The following is an 18,470-nucleotide window of genomic DNA, read 5'->3' on the forward strand; positions in this document are numbered from 1 at the left end:
CAATAGTGTCTGTCGTGGTTGTTAGCTGAAAGAAGAATAAAACTTCATTTACCGTATGTTAATTTACTGTAAATAATAAAAACCTCCATAAATTCAGAATTATATATAGATAAAAGGATATTACGTCTCTTTGTCGAAATATAGAATGATAGAAAGGAGGTGTGCAAGGATGGCTAGAACATTGCATACAAGAGTTATTATGGATAGCGGTAAAGAGTATGATCTTGATGTTCACCCAGAAGACTTTATGAGTAGTATCTCAAATAAAGAAGGTGAATTGTATAAAGGGTTTGTTCACTTTTTAAACCTTTCAATAAATCCTCTACATATTTCTTCAATTGAGACCCTAGAAGTGCAAATTGATGAGAGTTTAGGAGTTGCTGCAAAGTCTGTACTTAAACCATTTATTACAGGTATTAAAAGAGGATAGGAATAGTTAATAACTGCAAGGTCGCTATCGATATGGATGGCGACCTTTTATTTTGGAATTAAAAGGTGGTGAAAATAATGGATGCCATGTTAGAAAACATCAAGTTGAAAAAGAAACTTGGATTTTTATCTAATATAGCTAAAGAAAATCAAGAATTAAGGAAATCAGTAAATGCATTATTTCAAACTGTGGAGGGCTTAAAAGATAAGGTAAATCTATTAAGTGATCAGGTAAGTGCAAGTTATAGCGCGGATAATATCTTAGCTACTCTTGAGGATGCACTTACAAGAATAAGAGAATATGAATTAATGGAGGATGAATGACATGGCTAATAACAAATCAAAGATTAATATCGATACGGATACTCCTGAAGCATTAAAACAAATGAAAGAAGTAACTGAAGCTGTTAATGAATGTGTAGATGCATTAGAGAAATTGGAGAAGGTTATGGGTAGATTTGCAAACCAAAGCGATACAGTAGAGCTTTATTGTCAAGGTAATAAGGATTGTTTGGTAAAAACAAATGAAACGGTATAAAACCAAACAACAGAAGCGTAAGTTTTATGACAGTGGTGATTGGAAGAGTGTTCGTGAACAAGTAAAGAAGCGTGACAACTATGAATGTCAGGAATGTAAACGTAATGGTCGAGTACAAACAGACACGAATGAATACAGTGAGAGTGCCAAGCGTAAGAAGATACAGCTCGTTGTCCATCATATCAAAGAGCTCGAGCATCATCCAGAACTTGCATTAGAAATGGACAATCTCGAAACAGTCTGTGTGGATTGCCATAACAAAGAACACGGTAGAACATTCAAAAAGAAACCGAATAAATGGAAAAACGATGAAAAGTGGTAAAAATGATTCGGGAACAGTCCCCCCCTTAAAATATTTCATCAAAAATTGCTCTAAGGGGCACCGGAGGAGGGGGTTAACTGTCAGGTTTTTTTCGATTTTACGCACGTAAGGGGGGTGGGTAGATGGCTGTTAGTATTGTGAGGTTAAAAGAACAGCTTATGAATAGTATTGATATTACAGATTTAGTCGAAGTTGAAAAGGTAGAAAGATATATTGATCTTGTAAAAGCATTTAGAAAAATAAATAAAACTATTAATAAAGAAGGCGAGTCCGTAACGATAAAAAACGGTTCTCAAGTTTTTGTTAAAGCCCACCCTCTTATAAGTGAGAGGAATAAAATTAACAGTTCATTAATTGCTTTGGGAAGAGATATAAAACTTTCTCCTAAAGTTGGTGCTTCTAATTCGGGTTACAGTCCAAGTGATTTAGTATGATTAGGCAAAAATATGTAGATGAATACATTGAACTTTATAGAAGTGGTAGAGTAAAGTTCAACAATGAAAGAGAACTGTTAATTGAATACCTGGAAAAATACGTTTTAAATAGAGACGACTTGTATTTTGATGATGAAATGATCGAGAAGTGTATCCGATTTGGTGAAAAGTGGTACTTTCCATTACAATCATTTCAAAAATTCTTAATAGCATTCGTCTTTTTATTTTATAAGAAAAATGGCCGTATATTTTATCGTAAATTCTTGTGGATGCTTGGCCGTGGCGGCGGTAAAAATGGTTTAATGACAGTTATTCTTCACTTTTTAATAAGCGAATTACATGGAATTCCTGAATATAACATTTCCGTTGTCGCAAACAGTGAAGAGCAAGCAAAAACAAGCCCAGATGAAATTCATAAATGTATTAAAAGAAATGAAGTTTTACAAAGAGCTTTTAAAACAACATTAACACAAACCATTTCGAAATCGACTGGAAGTGTAGTGAAGTTTAGAACATCAAACGGAGACACAAAAGATGGTCTTCGCGATGGCGCTGTAATGTTTGATGAAGTCCATCAATATGAAAGCAATAAAGATGTCCGTGTTCACATCAGTGGTTTGGGAAAAAAGAAAAATCCGCGTGAGTTTTACATTGGTACAGATGGATATGTAAGAGATGGATTCTTAGATAAATTAAAAGAAAAGGCAATGAAAGTTTTAAAGGGTGAGGCCCGTCCGAATGCGCTGTTCCCTTTCATCTGTAAATTAAATGATGAAAAAGAAGTTGATGAAATCGATAATTGGGAAATGGCGAATCCAATGTTATCTCAGCCGTTAAGTGAGTATGCTGAAGGCTTACTTGAAACAATAAAAGAAGAGTATGAGGATTTAGAGGACGATCCAAGTAACCGAGAAGAGTTCATGACAAAGCGAATGAACTTACCTGTTACAAATTTAGAACGGTCCGTTGCAAAATGGTCAGAAATTCTTTCTACAAATCGTCCTTTTCCTGATTTATATGCTCAAGAATGCATAGGGGCGTTAGACTTTGCAAGTATTCGGGACTTTGCAGCATGTGGTCTTTTATTTAGACAAAATGGGGAATACATTTTTAAAACTCATTCCTTCGTACGAAAAGAATTTGTTGATATCTATTACGGATATTCTAGAAAAGCAGGCGAGTTCAAGAAACAAAAATTCGCTCCAATTAAAGAGTGGGAAGAGCAAGGATTACTAACAGTTGTTGATGAACCGACTATTAATCCTCAACGCATTGTTGATTGGTTTGTAGAAATGCGAGAACAATATGGGATTAAAAAAATTATAGCTGATAACTTCCGTATGGAAGCAATAAGACCACTATTAGTGGCAGAAGGATTTGAAATAGAAGTTATACGAAACCCAAAAGCAATTCATAGTTTGTTAGCTCCACGTATTGAAATGGCATTTGCGAATAAACAAATTGTTTTTGATGATAATCCGCTAATGCGTTGGTATACACAAAATGTATTGGTTGTTATCAAAGCTGATGGAAATAAAATATATGAAAAGAAAGAGCCCGTTCGTAGAAAAACAGATGGGTTTCAGTGTTTTGTTCATGCTCTTTATCGGGCGGATGAGATACAAGAAGCTACTGATTTTGTTATAGGCAATATTAAATTCTAATAAAGGGGGTGATAACCATTGGGTGGTTAGGTTCAGTATTTAAAAGAAATAAAGAACTAGAATTCATGTTGGATCTGGACATAATAACTGATACAGCAAACAGGCTTCATATGAAACGATTGGCAATTGATACATGCGTTTCATTTTTAGGAAGGACGATTAGTCAATCTGAATTTAGAATAAGAAATGGTAAAGCATTTAAGAAGAATGAGCTTTATTATCGATTAAACGTAAGACCAAACAAGAATATGACCGCAAGTACCTTTTGGGAACGGTTTGTTCGAAAACTTATTTATGATAATGAGTGTTTGGTTATACAAGCAGATGATGGTGATTTACTTATTGCAGATGGATTTCAACATAATGAGTACGCTGTGTTTGAAGATACTTTTACGGATGTAAGGGTAAAAGATTATACGTTTAAGAGAAGTTTTAAGCAAAGCGAAGTTATTCATTTGAAGTATCGGAATGATAAATTAACCCCACTTATTGATGGATTATTTGCAGATTATGGGGATTTGTTTGGCAGAATATTAAACTCTCAAAAACGTAAAAATCAAGTTCGTGGAACAGTTGATATGGATATGATTGGTGCTAAAACTGAGGAACAAATAGCAAAGTTACAAGAGTTTATAGACAACATGTATAAGTCAATTGGTGCGAAAGATATAGCTATTGTTCCGCAGCAAAAAGGTATTAATTATAACGAGATATACAATGGTGTTGCAAATGGCCCAAGTGTGGAAGAAATCAATAAAGTAACAAATGGTTTCTTAAATCAAGTAGCTATGGCAATCGGTATTCCTATAGCTTTGATATATGGAGAAATGGCTGATGTAGAAAAGCAAACGAAAAATTATATGCTTTTCACAGTACGACCATTATTAAAAAAACTATCTGATGAAGCGAACGTTAAATTCTTTGAAATGAGTGAATATCTTTTGGGACAAAAAATTGAGGTTAAAGCTGTTTCCTATCAAAGTATATTTGATCTTGCGACAAGTATTGATAAGCTCATTTCTTCAAGTGCATTTACAGGAAATGAAATTCGTTCAGAAGTAGATTATGAAGAGTCAGATGATCCAAACCTAAATGTCCATCATATTACGAAGAACTATACAAAATTAAATGAATCTGAAGGGGGTGAGAAATGATGGAACATGTGAATATGAGTAAGCTTTTGAATTTAAAACGAGACATTCGTTTTGAAGCTAAAGGTGAAAATGAATACAAATTAACTGTTTATGGATCAATTGGTGGATGGTTTAGTGAAAATAATGCTGAAGCAGTAAGAAGAAAAATTCAAGATGTTAAAGCAGAAAAAATTCACGTTCATATTAATTCGGGTGGAGGTTCCGCATTCGATGGTGTAGCAATTTGTAATCAGTTAAAGCAGCATAGTGCAGAAATTATAGTTCATATTGATGGTTGGGCAGCTAGTGCCGCATCTGTAATTGCAATGGCAGGAGACAGAATTATTATGCCTAGTAATACTATGATGATGATTCACCAAGCAAGTACCTTTGAATATGGAAACGCAGATCTTTTTGAAAAAACAGCAAGAGATTTACGAAAGATTGATTCAGCTTTAGCAGGATCTTATAAGAAACGTTTTGTTGGAACAGATGAAGAATTAAAACAACTTTTAAAAGATGAAACTTGGCTAACAGCAGAGGAAGCAGTAGCTCTTGGTTTAGCTGATGAAATTGCTGATGAAATTAAAATTGATGATACGCAAGAGGATGAAGAGGAGGAAGTTGTAGAAAACTTAAAAGAAAGTTTAGTAGCTAAGTATACGAAACAACAAAATAATCAAAATCCAAAAGAGCTTATTCAAGAGCCTGTTAATACAAAACAGAATCTGAGTACGCTCTTTTTAACATTAGGAGGAAAATAAAATATGGTTATCAAGTTTAATAATTTTGAAGAAAAGAAACTAGCATTTGCAAAAGCTACACAGGAAGGTACAGCGGAAGAACAATCAGTAGCATTGAACTCCATGATTGAAGCACTTGCTACAGATGTAAGAACAGATATTTTAAATCAAGTGAATGAATCAATGGTAGATCGTTCTATTATGCAATCTCGCGGTGCTAATGTATTAACAAGTGAAGAAATGAAATTCTTTAATGCAGTTGTGGAAGAAGGCGGCTTTAAGTCTACTGAAACTTTACCTAAGACAACCCAAGAACGTATTTTTGATGATTTAGTTGAAGATCATCCTTTCCTACAACATATCGGTCTTGAAAATCTGGGTGCAGTAACAGAATTTATTTACGGAGATCCAGAAGGCGCAGCGGTATGGGGACCATTATTTGATGGTATTAAAGGTCAATTAAATGCTACATTCCGTAAAGATAGCATTTCCCAACTTAAATTGACGGCATTTATTCCATTAGCAAATGACATGTTGAAACTTGGGCCTGTATGGGTAGAACGTTATGTTCGTACAATGATTACAGAAGCGATGAAAGTAGGTTTAGAACGTGGATTTGTAGCTGGTACAGGTAAAAATGAACCTATTGGATTATTAAAAGATCCAAGTGGAAGTGTTGTGAATGGAGTATATCCAGATAAAAAGCCAGTAGGCACTTTAACGTTCGAACCAGGCCGCAAAACAATCAATGAATTAAAAGGTGTTGTTAAACTACTAGCTAAAAAATTAAATGCTGATGGTTCAGACGCAGATCGACCAAAAAATATTGCTGGTAAAGTAGTTATGGTAACTAATCCGTTTGATACTTTTGATATTCAAGCAAACGCGACAATTCAAAATGCGGCTGGAGTATATGTAACTAGTTTGCCATTTAATCCAATTCTTACAGAGTCAGTGTTTGTACCTCAAGGAAAAGTATTATTCTTTGTTAAAGGTCAATATGTTGCAGCAATGGGTGGAACAGAGCCAATCAAGAAGTATGAAGAAACATTAGCTTTAGAAGATGCAACTGTTTATATTGCTAAACAATATGCTACAGGTAAACCGAAGGATAAATACACTTCACAAGTTTACACATTAAAGCTTGAAGAAGTAACTCCACCAACACAAGGATGATGTGAATGGATACAGTAATTTCAAATGAAATATTACAGGAATTTAAAGATAGGATGCACTTGGGTGATGAGGAAGATGATAACCTAAAGCGCATCCTTTCTACGTCTAACAAGGCATTACTTAGGGTTTGTGGGAATTATGATTTAAATAAAGACGAGGAGTTCAAAGAATTAGTCTTTGAACGTTCTCGTTATGTTTATAACGATGCATTAGAGTATTTTGACAAGAATTTTTTAAGTCAGATTAATAGTTTAGGTATCGATAAAGCATTAGAAGAAATTAAATTGGACGGTGATTAATATGCGTCCTTTTCAGTACAAGAAACCACTGAATACAGGTGATTGTAGAAATCGAATTATCATTGAGCAACCTGAAGTAATAAAAGATGATTTGAATCAAGAAGTTGAAACAGGTAATTGGCAAGAAGTAAAAAAAGCGTGGGCAATGATAAAAACGGTAAAAGGTTCAGAGTATATTGAAGCTTCGGCTTCACAGTCTACACGAATTTATCGGTTTGTAATTCCTTATACAACAGGAATTACAGAATTAATGCGAATTAAAATGAAAAATCGTATCTTTGACATTATCGAACCACCAATGAATGATGATGAAATGTATCAAACATTGACTATTATCGCAAAGGAGCATGTTTAATATGAACGATTTTGCGAGTGATCTTGCTAGAGAATTACAAAGATATGCGAATGTTGTGGAAGAAGAATTATTGACAGCACAAGAAGAAGTAGCTGATCAAGCTGTAAGTAAATTAAGTCAAAGTGGTCCTAAAAAAACAGGTGCTTATCGTAAAGGGTGGCGTAAGAAAAAAGAAGGTAATAGCGTTGTTGTCCACAATACAAAAGGGCAACTAACGCATCTTTTGGAAAATGGCCATGCAAAGGCTGGTGGTGGAAGAGTTCCGGCTCAAGTACATATTCGTCCAGTTGAAGAGTATGTACTTAATGAATTACCAAGACGAATTGAAAGGGCACTTGAATAATGACATTAGGTGAATTAACAAAAATCCTTGAAGCTACAGGTTATCCTGTGGCTTATTCGCATTTTACAGCAACGCCCGGTAATCCAGTACCAAAACCACCATACATCTGTTTTCTTGTAGACGGATCAGCAAATTTAATGGCTGATAACAAGGTGTATCACAAGATAGACGATGCAAATATTGAGCTTTATACAACTAAGAAAGATTTAGTTGCAGAAGAAAAACTTGAAAAAGTCCTAGACGATCATGAGATTCCTTATGACTCGTATGGGACTTTTATTGAATCTGAAAAAATGTATCAAAAAAATTATGAAACGAGGTTGATGTAGGTGAATGAAAACAAAGTAGCTTTTGGTCTGAAAAATGTCCACTATGCACTCTATGACATTAAAGATGGTGTAGTTACATTTAGTACACCGATACGATTACCAGGTGCGGTTGAATTAACATTTGATCCACGAGGGGATTTAATTGAGTTCTATGCAGATGACATGCTTTACTATGCAGCAAGTAATAACCAAGGTTATGATGGGACGCTATCTATTGCGACTATTCCAGAGCAATTTGCAGTTGATGCATTAGGAGAGGAATTAGACACAGAAGACGGTGTATTAAATGAATTAGCTGACGCAAAAGGAAAACCATTTGCTTTATTGTTTGAATTTGATGGCGATGTACGAGCGACTCGACATGTTATGTTTAACTGTTCAGCAAGTCGTCCAACAATTGCATCTAAAACGAAAACTAATTCAGCGGAGCCAAATACAAATGAGCTTAAATTTGTATCAAGCCCTATTGATATTAATGGAAAACGTATGGTTAAAACGAAAACTACTACTAAATCAAAACAAGAAATCTATGATAATTGGTACAAAAAAGTTTATACAAAAGTACCTGCATTACCAAAAGGGGCGTAAGTGAATGGAAAAGACAATTACAATAGATGGAAAACAAGTCAGATTAAAAGCTAACGCAGCATCAGCCAAGCGATATAAGGCGCAATTTAGACGGGATTTATTTGCCGATATGTTTAAATTAGGAGCTATAGGTACATTCGCTTCGCAAGATGCAACAGAAGGTACTATTGATTTTTCTAACTTAGATTTCGACAAGGTAGATTTTGAAGTTTGTTACGATTTAGTTTGGTTATACGCTAAAACAGCTGATCCTGAAATTCCAGACCCGATGACTTGGTTAGAAGGATTTGATGAGTTCCCTATTTACGATATAATGCCGGAAATTAATGAGATGGTTCAAAAAACAATGGGAGCAAAAAAAAAGTAAAGAAAATTAATGGAGAGCAAGGGACCTTCGGTGATGAAGAATTAAGCACTGAATTGTTCCTTGCTCTTTGTTATGAAGCAAAGCTCACATATTGGGACTTAGAAGTAATGACGATTGGTGATTGTTTTGATTATATCGCTGAGTATGCTGAAATGAAAAATCCAGGAAAAGAAAAAGTTCGAAAAGCAACTCAAGAAGACTTTAATGCTTTCTAAGAAAAAAGGGGTGAGATAATGGCAGGAGGAAAAATTAAAGGAATTACGATTGAAATTGGAGGAAATACGCAGCCGTTACAAAATGCCTTAAAAGACGTGAATAAGCAAAGTGATTCTTTGGCTAAAGAGTTAAAAGATGTTGAACGTTTATTAAAGTTTGATCCCAGTAACGTTGAGGCACTTGCTCAAAAGCAACAGTTGCTTACACAACAAATTGAAAAAACTACACAAAAGCTAGATAAATTAAAAGAAGCGGAGCAACAGGTTCAAGAGCAATTTCAAAATGGGAAAATCTCAGAAGAGCAGTACCGCGCATTTAGGCGTGAAATTGAATTTACACAAGGGTCACTTGATGGTCTGAAAAACAAGCTCGGTAATATGAAAGCCGAACAAGAAAATGTAGCAAGTTCAACACGGCAATTAGAAACTTTATTTAGTGCTACAGGAAAAAGTGTTGATGATTTTGCTAGCGCATTAGGTAATCGTCTTGTAAATGCAATTAAAAGTGGATCGGCTACAAGTCGACAGTTAGAACAAGCAATTGGTCTTATTGGTCGTGAAGCTTTAGGAACTGAAGCTGATATTGAAAAATTACAACGCGCCCTCCGATCTGTGGATGCCGGAAACTCTATTCAACAAGTACAAAATGAGTTAAGAGACTTACAACAAGAAGCTGGCAGAACCGAGAAGAAGTTTGAAGGTCTAAAAGTGGGATTAGAGAATGTTATCGGTGGATTAGCAGCAGGTGGTGGAATTGCAACAGCTGTTGAAAAAGCACTTGATATGTCAAAATTGAAAACCAAAATTGATATATCTTTTGATGTCCCTGAATCCTCGAAAAAATCAGTAGAAGAAGCAATAAGAGGCGTAACAGCTTATGGAGTGGATGCTGAAGAATCACTTGCTGGTGTACGTAGGCAATGGGCTTTAAATAAAGATATTAGTGATGAAGCGAATGCATCTATCGTTAAAGGTGCAGCAACAATCGCGCAATCCTATGACGGTATAGATTTTACAGAGTTGATTCAAGAAACCTATGAAATAGGAAATGAATTAGGAATAACGCAAGATAGTGCTCTTGGTATGGTTGATGCTTTGTTAAAAATGGGATTTCCGCCAGAACAGTTAGACATCATTGCTGAATATGGTAGCCAGCTAACCCGTGCAGGCTTTAAAGCTGAGGAAGTCCAAGCAATTATGGAAGCTGGTGTTGAAACTGGTAGTTGGAATATTGATAATCTTTTAGATGGACTGAAAGAAGGTAGGATTCAATTAACTGAATTCGCACAAGGAGCTGATAAGGCTTTAAAAGAAGCGCTTGACGGTTCTGGTATTGCAACTGAACAAATAGAAAAATGGGGAGCGTCTGTCGCTAAAGGCGGAAGAGATGGCGCGGCAGCGATGGTAGAAGTAGCTAAAGCTATTGACGGAATAGAAGACCCAGTTAAGAAAAATCAGGTTGGGGTTAAAGTTCTAGCCACTATGTTTGAAGATCAAGGTCAAAATTTAACAAACACTTTAATTGAAGCTTCTAAGAAAACAAAAGATCTTCAACAAAACCAAGACAACTTGAATGAATCTGTTAAAAAATTAGATGCAAATCCAGCAGTAAAGTTCCAAAAAGCGATGGGCGATTTACAAATGGCTCTTGAACCTATACTGGGAGTAATTGCTGATGTTGTTGCTAGTATTGCTGATTGGATTTCTAATAATCCAGAATTAGCAGCGACATTAGCAGCAGTTGCAACGGCTATTGGAGTAATTTCAGGGGCACTTATGGCTATTGCACCAATTGTTGTATCGGTCATGGGGGTATTTGAAATTGGGGCCGCCGCGGCACTAGGTATAGTTGCTATTGTTCCTATTATCATAGCCGCTATAGTTGCGCTAGGAGTGGCTATTTATAAAAACTGGGATGATATTAAAAATTGGACAATAGAAGCATGGGATTCTATTAAAGAGTACTTAGTAGAGCTTTGGGACGGGATATCCCAATCCTGTAGTGAAGCATGGTCTTCATTTTTAGAAGCAATGCATGAATTTTTTGATCCAATAGGTCAATTTTTTAGTGATTTATGGGAGGGTGTAAAGCAGGCGTGTAGCGATGCATGGAATTCTACTGTTGAATTCTTTTCTGAAGCATGGTCTTCTTTCATAGAAATGATGCATAGTTTCTTTGATCCAATAGGTGAATTCTTTAGTAGTTTATGGTCTGGTATTGTTGAAACTGCTTCCTCCTGGTGGTCCTCTTTAGTTGAAACAGCATCTGAATTGTGGGGAACATTAACGCAAGCATGGCAAGAAACATGGGATACAATTCTTACTGTTTTAGATCCAATTATTTCGGCAGTTTCAACCGTTTTAGAAGCTGGTTGGTTGTTAATACAGGCAGGTGTACAAATCGCATGGGCAGCAATCTGTCAATATATTATTCAACCAATTCAGGAAGCTTACGACTGGGTAAGTACACAAATCGGTGAAATGGTCACTTGGCTTGGTACACAATGGGAAATTGCAAAAGCTATGGCACAGATTGCTTGGGGACTATTTAAGCAATATATTATTCAACCTGTTTTAGACACTTGGAACTTAGTAAAAGAAAAGTTCAGTGATTTAGTTTCTTGGCTAAATTCACAATGGGAGACAGTTAAATCATATACATCAGCAGCATGGGGTTTATTTAAACAATATATTATAAAACCTGTACAAGATACTTGGAATTTAGTAAAAGAAAAGTTTAGTGATTTATCCAATTGGATGTTAGGAATTTGGGCGAAAATAAAAGGTTATACACTTGAAGCGTGGAAGATGATTTACACATACATCGTTGAACCAGTTATTTCAGCTTATAATTCTGCAAAAGAGAAATTCAATGATATGTACAACACAGCACGGGAAAAATTTGAATCAGTTAAGAATGCAGCTCAAGAAAAATTTGAAGCGGCAAAACATTTTATTATAGATCCAATTAAAGATGCAGTTGACAGTATAGAAAAATTCATTGGAAAGATTAAAGGATTCTTTAGTGACTTGAAGTTAAAAATTCCAAAACCAGAAATGCCACCTCTTCCACACTTCAGCTTACAAACAAGCACGAAAAATGTTTTAGGTAAAGATATTACATTTCCGTCAGGAATTAATATTGATTGGCGTGCAAAAGGTGGTATCTTCACTAAACCAACTATCTTTGGAATGAATGGCGGAAACTTGCAAGGTGCAGGAGAAGCGGGGCGAGAAGCAGTGCTTCCCTTGAATAAAAAGACACTTGGAGATATTGGTGCAGGAATAGTAGCAGCCATGCCACGACAACAATTTGTTATGCCGGGAGAAATAAATCAATTAATGGGTGATATGAGCCGTATGATGGCTAGTTCTGTGAGTCAATTATCAGGATTAAAGAGTGTCATGAGTGGTGTGTATGGAAGCATGTCAAATAGTAGACAAGCTATGGCAAGCAGCGTATCAAATCAAGTGATTAATTACGGATCTGGTTCGTCTTCTAGTGGTGGAGTTATTCCAATGCTTGGTGGAGATTTAGTTATTGAAGTGCCTGTTAATTTAGAAGGAAGAGACGTGGCACGCGGTACTTATCGCTATACAACCGAGTATCAAGAAAGAGAAGCAAAAAGAAACTCAGCCTTTTAGGTTTGGGTTTCTTTTATCTTATAAAGAAATGAGGTGTTGGCATGAGTTCTTTTACTTTTAACAACCAACGAAAGGAGTACATTCAAATAGAAAAGGGATGGAGTCCACCAACATGGGCACCTCTAAAACGCAATTTCTTAAAAACACCTGGATATCCTGGTGCAAGATTATTAGGAACAGAAACGGATCCTCGTCCACTTCCTGTCCCTGTAGGAATTATCGTTCCAGATGGAACAGATTTAGAAACGTTAAAAGAAGAAATAGCAGCATGGTTAATTACAGAAGAAGCAGTTGAGCTAGTATTTGATGCAACCCCTGATAGAACATATTTAGCTATAATTGATGAGGATTTTAATCCTGATGATTTCGTTACGTTAGGTAAAGGCACTTTGAAGTTTATTTGTCCGATGCCTTATAAGTTAGGGCCTACTAAAACGGTAGAATTTGAAATGGATGGACATGGGTTAATAGCAAATGTTCAAAACAAAGGGAGCGTCGAATCTAACCCAATTATAGAAGTTGAAGTAACGAAGCCTTCCACATTTCTTGATGTATGGAATGGAACGGATTATTTTCGCATTGGATATCCATTGAAAGCAGACCAGGTTCCAGTGGAAAGAAATCAACGTGTGTTATGGGACGAGATGGGGACAACCATAGGATGGACGGATCTCCCTAAAACAGAAGACATGACAGGTGGAGGAAAGTTTAAATCAGATGGATATCGTTTTATGGCTGAATATCTAGGTGAACCTACAGTAAAAGGTTGGCATGGTTGCATAGCCAAAAAGAATATTCCACAAGGACCATTACAGGATTTCATTATGCAAGCCTATGTACGTATTAATAGTCATCATTGGGATCAAATGGGACGTGTGGAAATCGGTCTTCTTGATGAAAATAGCGATTATGTAGCTCGTATATCGATGAGCGATGTTCAATGGGAAGCCGAGCAAAACAGTGGATTCGCTTCTGTTGGTAATAGTAAAAAACCAGGTGGACAGGTATTCATTAATGAACATGGAGATCACCCAGACACTTGGACAAATTTTAGAGGTCGTTTATGGCTTGCTAGAACTGGGAACAGATGGGAAGCGTATATTTCTAAATTTATTTTAGGTACGGAGATTGATGATGCTGAAAGGTTTGTTGTATGGTTCGATGAAAATAACGTCAATATGAATAAAATTACTCAAGTACAAATTAGTATTTCTCAATTCTCTAACAACATGTTTTGTTCGGAAATGTCTATTGACGATTTGAAAATTTGGAAGGTTAACATGAATACACAAAATAATCCGCCTTATATCTTTGATGTTGGTGACAAAGTAGTTATTGATACTGAGCGAAGTCTTGTAACGATAAATGGTAAAAGTGCTATTAATCTAAAAGATATATTTAGTGACTATCCTGTTATTCATAAGAGTTCTAATAAACTAGAAATCATGCCTTCTACTGTCGGAACAGCCAAAGTAACGTATAGGGAGCGATTTAGATGAGAACACCAAGCGGAATTTTACATGTTGTTGATTTTAAAACGAGTCAAATCGTTTCCAATATACAACCAAAAGATTATTGGGACGATAAACGACATTGGGAAATAAAAAATAACATTGATACATTAGAGTTTAAAGTGTTTGATAATACAGATCATGCAGTGACACTCATGCAGCAAAATTTAGTTTTAAAAGAAGTATGTGATGGTCGCATTATTCCATATATAATTACTGAAGCTGAAAAAGATTCAGATGATAGATCAGTCATTGCTTATGCATCTGGTGAATGGATTCAACTCGCGAAAGCTAGCATTATCAATCCACAGAAGATTGTAGGTAAAACAGTCAATGAGTTTATCGATATAGCTCTTGTGGGTACGAAGTGGAAAAGAGGAAAAACAGAGTACGCTGGCTTCCACACTATGACGATTGATGAATTCATAGATCCACTGAAATTTTTAAAAGACATTGCTTCCTTATTCGATTTAGAAATTCAATATCGCGCGGAAGTTGTAGGGTCTCAAATTGTTGGTCGTTATGTAGATATGGTGAAAAAGCGAGGACGTGATACAGGCAAGGAAGTAACTCTTGGTAAAGATTTGATGGGTATCAAACGAATTGAGAATTCCCAAAACATCTGTACAGCCCTATTAGGGTTCGTAAAAAAAGAAGGTGGAGACTTTATAACGATCTCTAGTATTAATAATGGAGTTCCTTATCTTGTAGACAATGATGCATTTCAGCGATGGAATGAACGAGGACAACATAAATTCGGATTCTATACACCGGAGACAGAGCAAGATATAACACCACAACGTTTAATGACTCTTATGAAAACAGAGATAAAGAAACGCGTTAATACATCTGTTTCTTATGAAGTAAATGCACAAAGTATTGGTCGTGTATTTGGACTAGCTCATGAGCTGATTAATGAGGGGGATACAATTCGAATAAAAGATACAGGATTTACACCGAAACTTTATTTAGAAGCACGTGCAATCGCTGGTGATGAATCATTTACAGACCCTTCACAAGATAAATATGTATTTGGTGATTATCGTGAAATTACCGATCCGAATGAAGAAATGCGAAAATTATACAATAGAGTACTTGCTTCTTTAGGTAATAAAGCTAATAAAGAACTATTAGAACAACTAGAAAAGTTAGCAGAAGAAGCGAAGGGTACAGCCGAACAAGCTCAAAGAGAATCTCAAGCAGCCAAGAAACTTGCTGAAAAGGTCCAGGAAAATCTAAAAAATAATACGGTAAATATTATTGAAGCTAAAAATCCACTGACCGATAATCTTATAGTAGGTAAAACATTATGGAGAGATATTAGCAACGGTAAACCAGGTATTTTAAAAGTGTGGAACGGTAAAGGTTGGGAGCTTCTTATTCCTGATGTAGAGTCAGTAAAGGAAGAAACACTGAAACAAGTTAATAAAGATATTCAGCTCACAAAAGAAGAATTAAACAAAAAAGTGGAAGAAGCACAAAGCGAAACCAATGGACAATTCAAGGAAGTTAAAAATAGTCTCCAAGAAGTTTCGCAAACTATTAAAAATGTACAAAACTCTCAAGATGAAATTAATAAAACTGTTTCTGGAATGAAACAAACTAACGAGGGTTTTACTAAATCTATTGAATCATTAACAAAAAAAGATGGTGAAATCACTGGAAAATTAAATACAGTGGAAGATACAGTTGAAGGTACAAAACAAACTATTGCCGATGTGAAGCAAACAACAAACGTTTTAACAAAAACAACAAATGAAATAAAGAACACGGCGACTTCAAATAAGCAGACCATTGAACAATTACAAACCGACATAAGTAACATTTCTGTAGGTTCAATTAATCTAGCAAGCGATTCAGAAACAGGGTTAAACAAACAGAATATGACCGGAACATGGTCAGACAGTAAACAAATGACTCTTTCTAATAAGATTAATTACAGAAATAAGACGTTTACTATTTCTTTTTTATTCACTGGGAAAATGACTAAACTTAATACAAATCCTTGGTTCGGTGTAGAAACGGCAATAACTTATACAGACGGAGAGCAAGAATGGAAATCTGTACGTGCAGATTCACAATTAAAGGTTAATGTAGATTATAAGGACGAGCCTCTAACTGTTACATTCAAAACAAAAGATAAGGATGTAACTCAAATTAGGTTTTATTACTCTGGACGCAATATTGATGGTAATTTAAACTCACATCATGCGAAATTGGAAGAGGGGAACATAAGAACTACATGGCAGCCTGCTAATGATGAAGTTACTTCTAAAGAAACGTTCACGAAAAAAACAACTGAGATTGAGCAAAGTGTGAATAGAATCAAAGAAAGTATTAAAACGGTAGAAAAAACACAAACCTCTTTTAATGAACGTGTTAACACTGTAGAAAAGAATGCAGAAGGAACAACTGCAAGTGTTAAGAGATTACAGGAAACACAAACTGAGCAAGGAAAAACGCTTAGTGAGGCTACTACAACAATAGGTCAACATTCTGAAGCATTGAAATTAACAATGAAAAAGAAAGACGTTGAGGATTATGTAGGCGGTTTAGGTACTGTCAACGAATTGCGTGATGCGGATTTTAAGTTAGGGCAGAAATATTGGTTTTGGAATAGTGGTAATGGAGCAACTGGATCTGTTGATACGAATTTAAAATACAAAGGTATGAATACATTTGCAATTACCGGTACTGGCCAGACTCAAGATCGTTGGTGGGGACTTACAAGTCAATTCATTGAGTGTCAGGTTAACGAGGACTTTGTTGCATCAGGTTATTTCAATACGGATGGGAAAACACTTATTGATAGTGGCGGTGCATTTATAGAAATTGAATGGTGGACGGCTGACAAAAAAACTCGTGTTAAAACAGCTAGAACTAATATCAAGTTTGTAAATCATACATGGGTTCGTGCTATATGTACAGATAAAGCGCCAGCTAATGCAGCGTTTGTGAGATGGCGTTATTACGTTACGAGAAATGGGCGTTTATGGTGTGCTGCACCTATGTTACAACGCGGCACTATAGCTACAGAATTTTGGTTACATCCGAAAGATCAAACCGATGTTGATAAAATGCTAGAAGATATAGCTAATAGAGTAGCTACTGAGAAATACAATCAGAAAGTTACAGAGTTAGAAAGAAGTATTAGTGCTACTGAAAAAGGCGTTTCAATTATCTCTGGAAAACAAGAAACGTTTATAAATGAGACTTATAATGCCTATGTAAAGAAAACGGAATCTAAGTTAGAAGTGTTAGATGAAGGGATTTTAGCGCGGATTTTAAAGGACGGCATTGTCACTGCGATTAATATGTCCCCTGGGAAAATTACAATCAATGCTGCAAAACTGGATATTAATGCCGATACAATGGTGCGATGGTTAACCGCAAAGGGTATTGATACGAATCTTATCAAAATTAATGGCGATAAGATTACCATCGATAAAAACGGCGTTACTATTAAAATGTTAGACTTCCTTTTTGAAGATGAGTGGGGAACGAAAACAACTGTTATGCCAAAACGAAATTTAATAGCCGATCATGATTTTTCTAGTGTTCCAAAATTGAACATAGGTAACCCCAATTATCAGGGGTTTGGTGCTGGATATGGTCTACCTTGGAAAGTACAAGGAAACGGTGTAGTGATAGAAAATAACACTTTTATATTTAACTATGAACAAATGGTAAATGCAGTCCGTGTCGACACATATAATTATCCAGAAACAAAGGTTCAAAACGGGATTCATCCAGGAAACTCTTATACATTGTCAGCACATTATCGAACCGCACAGATTAACGGTGTGCGTACAACTGCAAAACCACGATTGCAGGTATGTTTTGTTACGCCATTGGATGAAGTGAGTTATAAAATTTGGCATGAAATATATAAAGATTTTCCAGAGCCATCTACATTTTATGGTGAAATTAGAAGGTATAATTTCACATTTACCGTTCCTAACAATTACAATCCACAAGAACATATGATTGTAGTTAAAGTTACAGCTGCAAATGCGCAAGTTTCTGCGGGTAGAGCTGTTTGTGTTTCAGGTATAACATTGGTTAGTGGTAACTATGCTTGCATGTATAACTGGGATCGTGCGGCAGCAGAAAGGGCCGATGGTCTTCAACCGTTTAATAAAATTGCTATAGGCAGCGTAAATAACAACATAGGTCCAGCTGCTCATGGGCAGACCTTTGATATAAGTACAGAAAAGGATGTATTCATAAATCAACCTATTCTAACGCAGGGAATAAATTTAGGGCGTAATAAAATGGGCCAAGCTGGGTCCATTCGTTTCTTTGATGGCGGTCAAGGCTATGGGTTTTATTTTATGGGAATGGGAGGACAATGGTACAAGCTACCTAACGTTTAGGAG

At 35.9% G+C, this 18,470-nt stretch carries 18 protein-coding genes; all 18 read left to right on the plus strand.

Annotated features, from left to right (window positions below; genetic code table 11):
- Nucleotides 1–169 precede the first annotated feature (169 nt).
- On the plus strand, nucleotides 170–430 hold the full coding sequence (locus tag MR143_RS22255; RefSeq protein WP_242280972.1) for a hypothetical protein: 261 nt from the start codon (nucleotides 170–172) through the stop codon (nucleotides 428–430).
- Nucleotides 431–507: 77 nt separating this feature from the next.
- The gene (locus MR143_RS22260; protein WP_242280973.1) at nucleotides 508–753 is read left to right on the plus strand and encodes a hypothetical protein; all 246 of its coding nucleotides are present in this window, start codon (nucleotides 508–510) and stop codon (nucleotides 751–753) included.
- A gap of 1 nt (nucleotide 754) precedes the next feature.
- Nucleotides 755–967, plus strand: a complete 213-nt coding sequence (locus MR143_RS22265) for a hypothetical protein (protein ID WP_242280974.1) — start codon at nucleotides 755–757, stop codon at nucleotides 965–967.
- Nucleotides 954–1,289, plus strand: a complete 336-nt coding sequence (locus MR143_RS22270) for an HNH endonuclease (protein ID WP_242280975.1) — start codon at nucleotides 954–956, stop codon at nucleotides 1,287–1,289. The genes MR143_RS22265 and MR143_RS22270 overlap by 14 nt, the downstream gene beginning before the upstream one ends.
- A gap of 122 nt (nucleotides 1,290–1,411) precedes the next feature.
- Nucleotides 1,412–1,723 carry a P27 family phage terminase small subunit gene (locus tag MR143_RS22275; protein ID WP_000301142.1) on the plus strand — a complete coding sequence of 104 codons (312 nt, stop codon included), beginning with the start codon at nucleotides 1,412–1,414 and terminating at the stop codon, nucleotides 1,721–1,723.
- The gene (locus MR143_RS22280) at nucleotides 1,720–3,387 is read left to right on the plus strand and encodes a terminase TerL endonuclease subunit (RefSeq protein WP_242280976.1); all 1,668 of its coding nucleotides are present in this window, start codon (nucleotides 1,720–1,722) and stop codon (nucleotides 3,385–3,387) included. The genes MR143_RS22275 and MR143_RS22280 overlap by 4 nt, the downstream gene beginning before the upstream one ends.
- Before the next feature lie 8 nt (nucleotides 3,388–3,395).
- Nucleotides 3,396–4,541 (plus strand): phage portal protein, encoded by a 1,146-nt coding sequence (locus MR143_RS22285; RefSeq protein WP_065845253.1) that lies wholly within the window; start codon nucleotides 3,396–3,398, stop codon nucleotides 4,539–4,541.
- Nucleotides 4,541–5,284, plus strand: a complete 744-nt coding sequence (locus MR143_RS22290; protein WP_242280977.1) for a head maturation protease, ClpP-related — start codon at nucleotides 4,541–4,543, stop codon at nucleotides 5,282–5,284. Before MR143_RS22285 ends, MR143_RS22290 begins: the two co-directional genes overlap by 1 nt.
- 3 nt (nucleotides 5,285–5,287) lie before the next feature.
- On the plus strand, nucleotides 5,288–6,439 hold the full coding sequence (locus tag MR143_RS22295) for a phage major capsid protein (protein WP_242280978.1): 1,152 nt from the start codon (nucleotides 5,288–5,290) through the stop codon (nucleotides 6,437–6,439).
- Between the two features lie 5 nt (nucleotides 6,440–6,444).
- Entirely contained in the window at nucleotides 6,445–6,738 is a 294-nt protein-coding gene (locus tag MR143_RS22300; RefSeq protein WP_029442425.1) for a hypothetical protein, read from the plus strand.
- A 1-nt stretch (nucleotide 6,739) separates the two neighbouring features.
- Nucleotides 6,740–7,093, plus strand: a complete 354-nt coding sequence (locus MR143_RS22305) for a phage head closure protein (RefSeq protein ID WP_001247276.1) — start codon at nucleotides 6,740–6,742, stop codon at nucleotides 7,091–7,093.
- Between the two features lies 1 nt (nucleotide 7,094).
- Nucleotides 7,095–7,436: an HK97 gp10 family phage protein gene (locus MR143_RS22310; protein ID WP_242280979.1), complete on the plus strand. Its 342-nt coding sequence runs from the start codon at nucleotides 7,095–7,097 to the stop codon at nucleotides 7,434–7,436.
- Nucleotides 7,436–7,765 (plus strand): hypothetical protein, encoded by a 330-nt coding sequence (locus tag MR143_RS22315; RefSeq protein WP_242280980.1) that lies wholly within the window; start codon nucleotides 7,436–7,438, stop codon nucleotides 7,763–7,765. Before MR143_RS22310 ends, MR143_RS22315 begins: the two co-directional genes overlap by 1 nt.
- Nucleotides 7,766–8,353, plus strand: coding sequence for a major tail protein (locus tag MR143_RS22320; RefSeq protein ID WP_242280981.1), 588 nt, complete (start codon nucleotides 7,766–7,768; stop codon nucleotides 8,351–8,353).
- A 4-nt stretch (nucleotides 8,354–8,357) separates the two neighbouring features.
- Nucleotides 8,358–8,720, plus strand: coding sequence for a hypothetical protein (locus MR143_RS22325; RefSeq protein WP_242280982.1), 363 nt, complete (start codon nucleotides 8,358–8,360; stop codon nucleotides 8,718–8,720).
- A gap of 233 nt (nucleotides 8,721–8,953) precedes the next feature.
- Nucleotides 8,954–12,580 carry a phage tail tape measure protein gene (locus MR143_RS22330; protein WP_242280983.1) on the plus strand — a complete coding sequence of 1,209 codons (3,627 nt, stop codon included), beginning with the start codon at nucleotides 8,954–8,956 and terminating at the stop codon, nucleotides 12,578–12,580.
- 41 nt (nucleotides 12,581–12,621) lie between these two features.
- Entirely contained in the window at nucleotides 12,622–14,079 is a 1,458-nt protein-coding gene (locus MR143_RS22335; protein WP_242280984.1) for a distal tail protein Dit, read from the plus strand.
- Nucleotides 14,076–18,467 (plus strand): phage tail spike protein, encoded by a 4,392-nt coding sequence (locus tag MR143_RS22340; protein ID WP_242280985.1) that lies wholly within the window; start codon nucleotides 14,076–14,078, stop codon nucleotides 18,465–18,467. The genes MR143_RS22335 and MR143_RS22340 overlap by 4 nt, the downstream gene beginning before the upstream one ends.
- The last annotated feature ends 3 nt before the right edge of the window (nucleotides 18,468–18,470 follow it).

Source organism: Bacillus cereus group sp. BfR-BA-01347 (genome assembly GCF_022663835.1).
Classification (GTDB): Bacteria; Bacillota; Bacilli; order Bacillales; family Bacillaceae_G; genus Bacillus_A; species Bacillus_A thuringiensis_K.

Coding starts and splice junctions, on each gene's coding strand:
- MR143_RS22270 (WP_242280975.1), top strand. CDS start 954: ATGAAACGGTATAAAACCAAACAACAGAAGCGTAAGTTTTATGACAGT.
- MR143_RS22315 (WP_242280980.1), top strand. CDS start 7,436: ATGACATTAGGTGAATTAACAAAAATCCTTGAAGCTACAGGTTATCCT.
- MR143_RS22260 (WP_242280973.1), top strand. CDS start 508: ATGGATGCCATGTTAGAAAACATCAAGTTGAAAAAGAAACTTGGATTT.
- MR143_RS22265 (WP_242280974.1), top strand. CDS start 755: ATGGCTAATAACAAATCAAAGATTAATATCGATACGGATACTCCTGAA.
- MR143_RS22330 (WP_242280983.1), top strand. CDS start 8,954: ATGGCAGGAGGAAAAATTAAAGGAATTACGATTGAAATTGGAGGAAAT.
- MR143_RS22325 (WP_242280982.1), top strand. CDS start 8,358: ATGGAAAAGACAATTACAATAGATGGAAAACAAGTCAGATTAAAAGCT.
- MR143_RS22280 (WP_242280976.1), top strand. CDS start 1,720: ATGATTAGGCAAAAATATGTAGATGAATACATTGAACTTTATAGAAGT.
- MR143_RS22300 (WP_029442425.1), top strand. CDS start 6,445: ATGGATACAGTAATTTCAAATGAAATATTACAGGAATTTAAAGATAGG.
- MR143_RS22295 (WP_242280978.1), top strand. CDS start 5,288: ATGGTTATCAAGTTTAATAATTTTGAAGAAAAGAAACTAGCATTTGCA.
- MR143_RS22340 (WP_242280985.1), top strand. CDS start 14,076: ATGAGAACACCAAGCGGAATTTTACATGTTGTTGATTTTAAAACGAGT.
- MR143_RS22305 (WP_001247276.1), top strand. CDS start 6,740: ATGCGTCCTTTTCAGTACAAGAAACCACTGAATACAGGTGATTGTAGA.
- MR143_RS22290 (WP_242280977.1), top strand. CDS start 4,541: ATGGAACATGTGAATATGAGTAAGCTTTTGAATTTAAAACGAGACATT.
- MR143_RS22275 (WP_000301142.1), top strand. CDS start 1,412: ATGGCTGTTAGTATTGTGAGGTTAAAAGAACAGCTTATGAATAGTATT.
- MR143_RS22255 (WP_242280972.1), top strand. CDS start 170: ATGGCTAGAACATTGCATACAAGAGTTATTATGGATAGCGGTAAAGAG.
- MR143_RS22310 (WP_242280979.1), top strand. CDS start 7,095: ATGAACGATTTTGCGAGTGATCTTGCTAGAGAATTACAAAGATATGCG.
- MR143_RS22335 (WP_242280984.1), top strand. CDS start 12,622: ATGAGTTCTTTTACTTTTAACAACCAACGAAAGGAGTACATTCAAATA.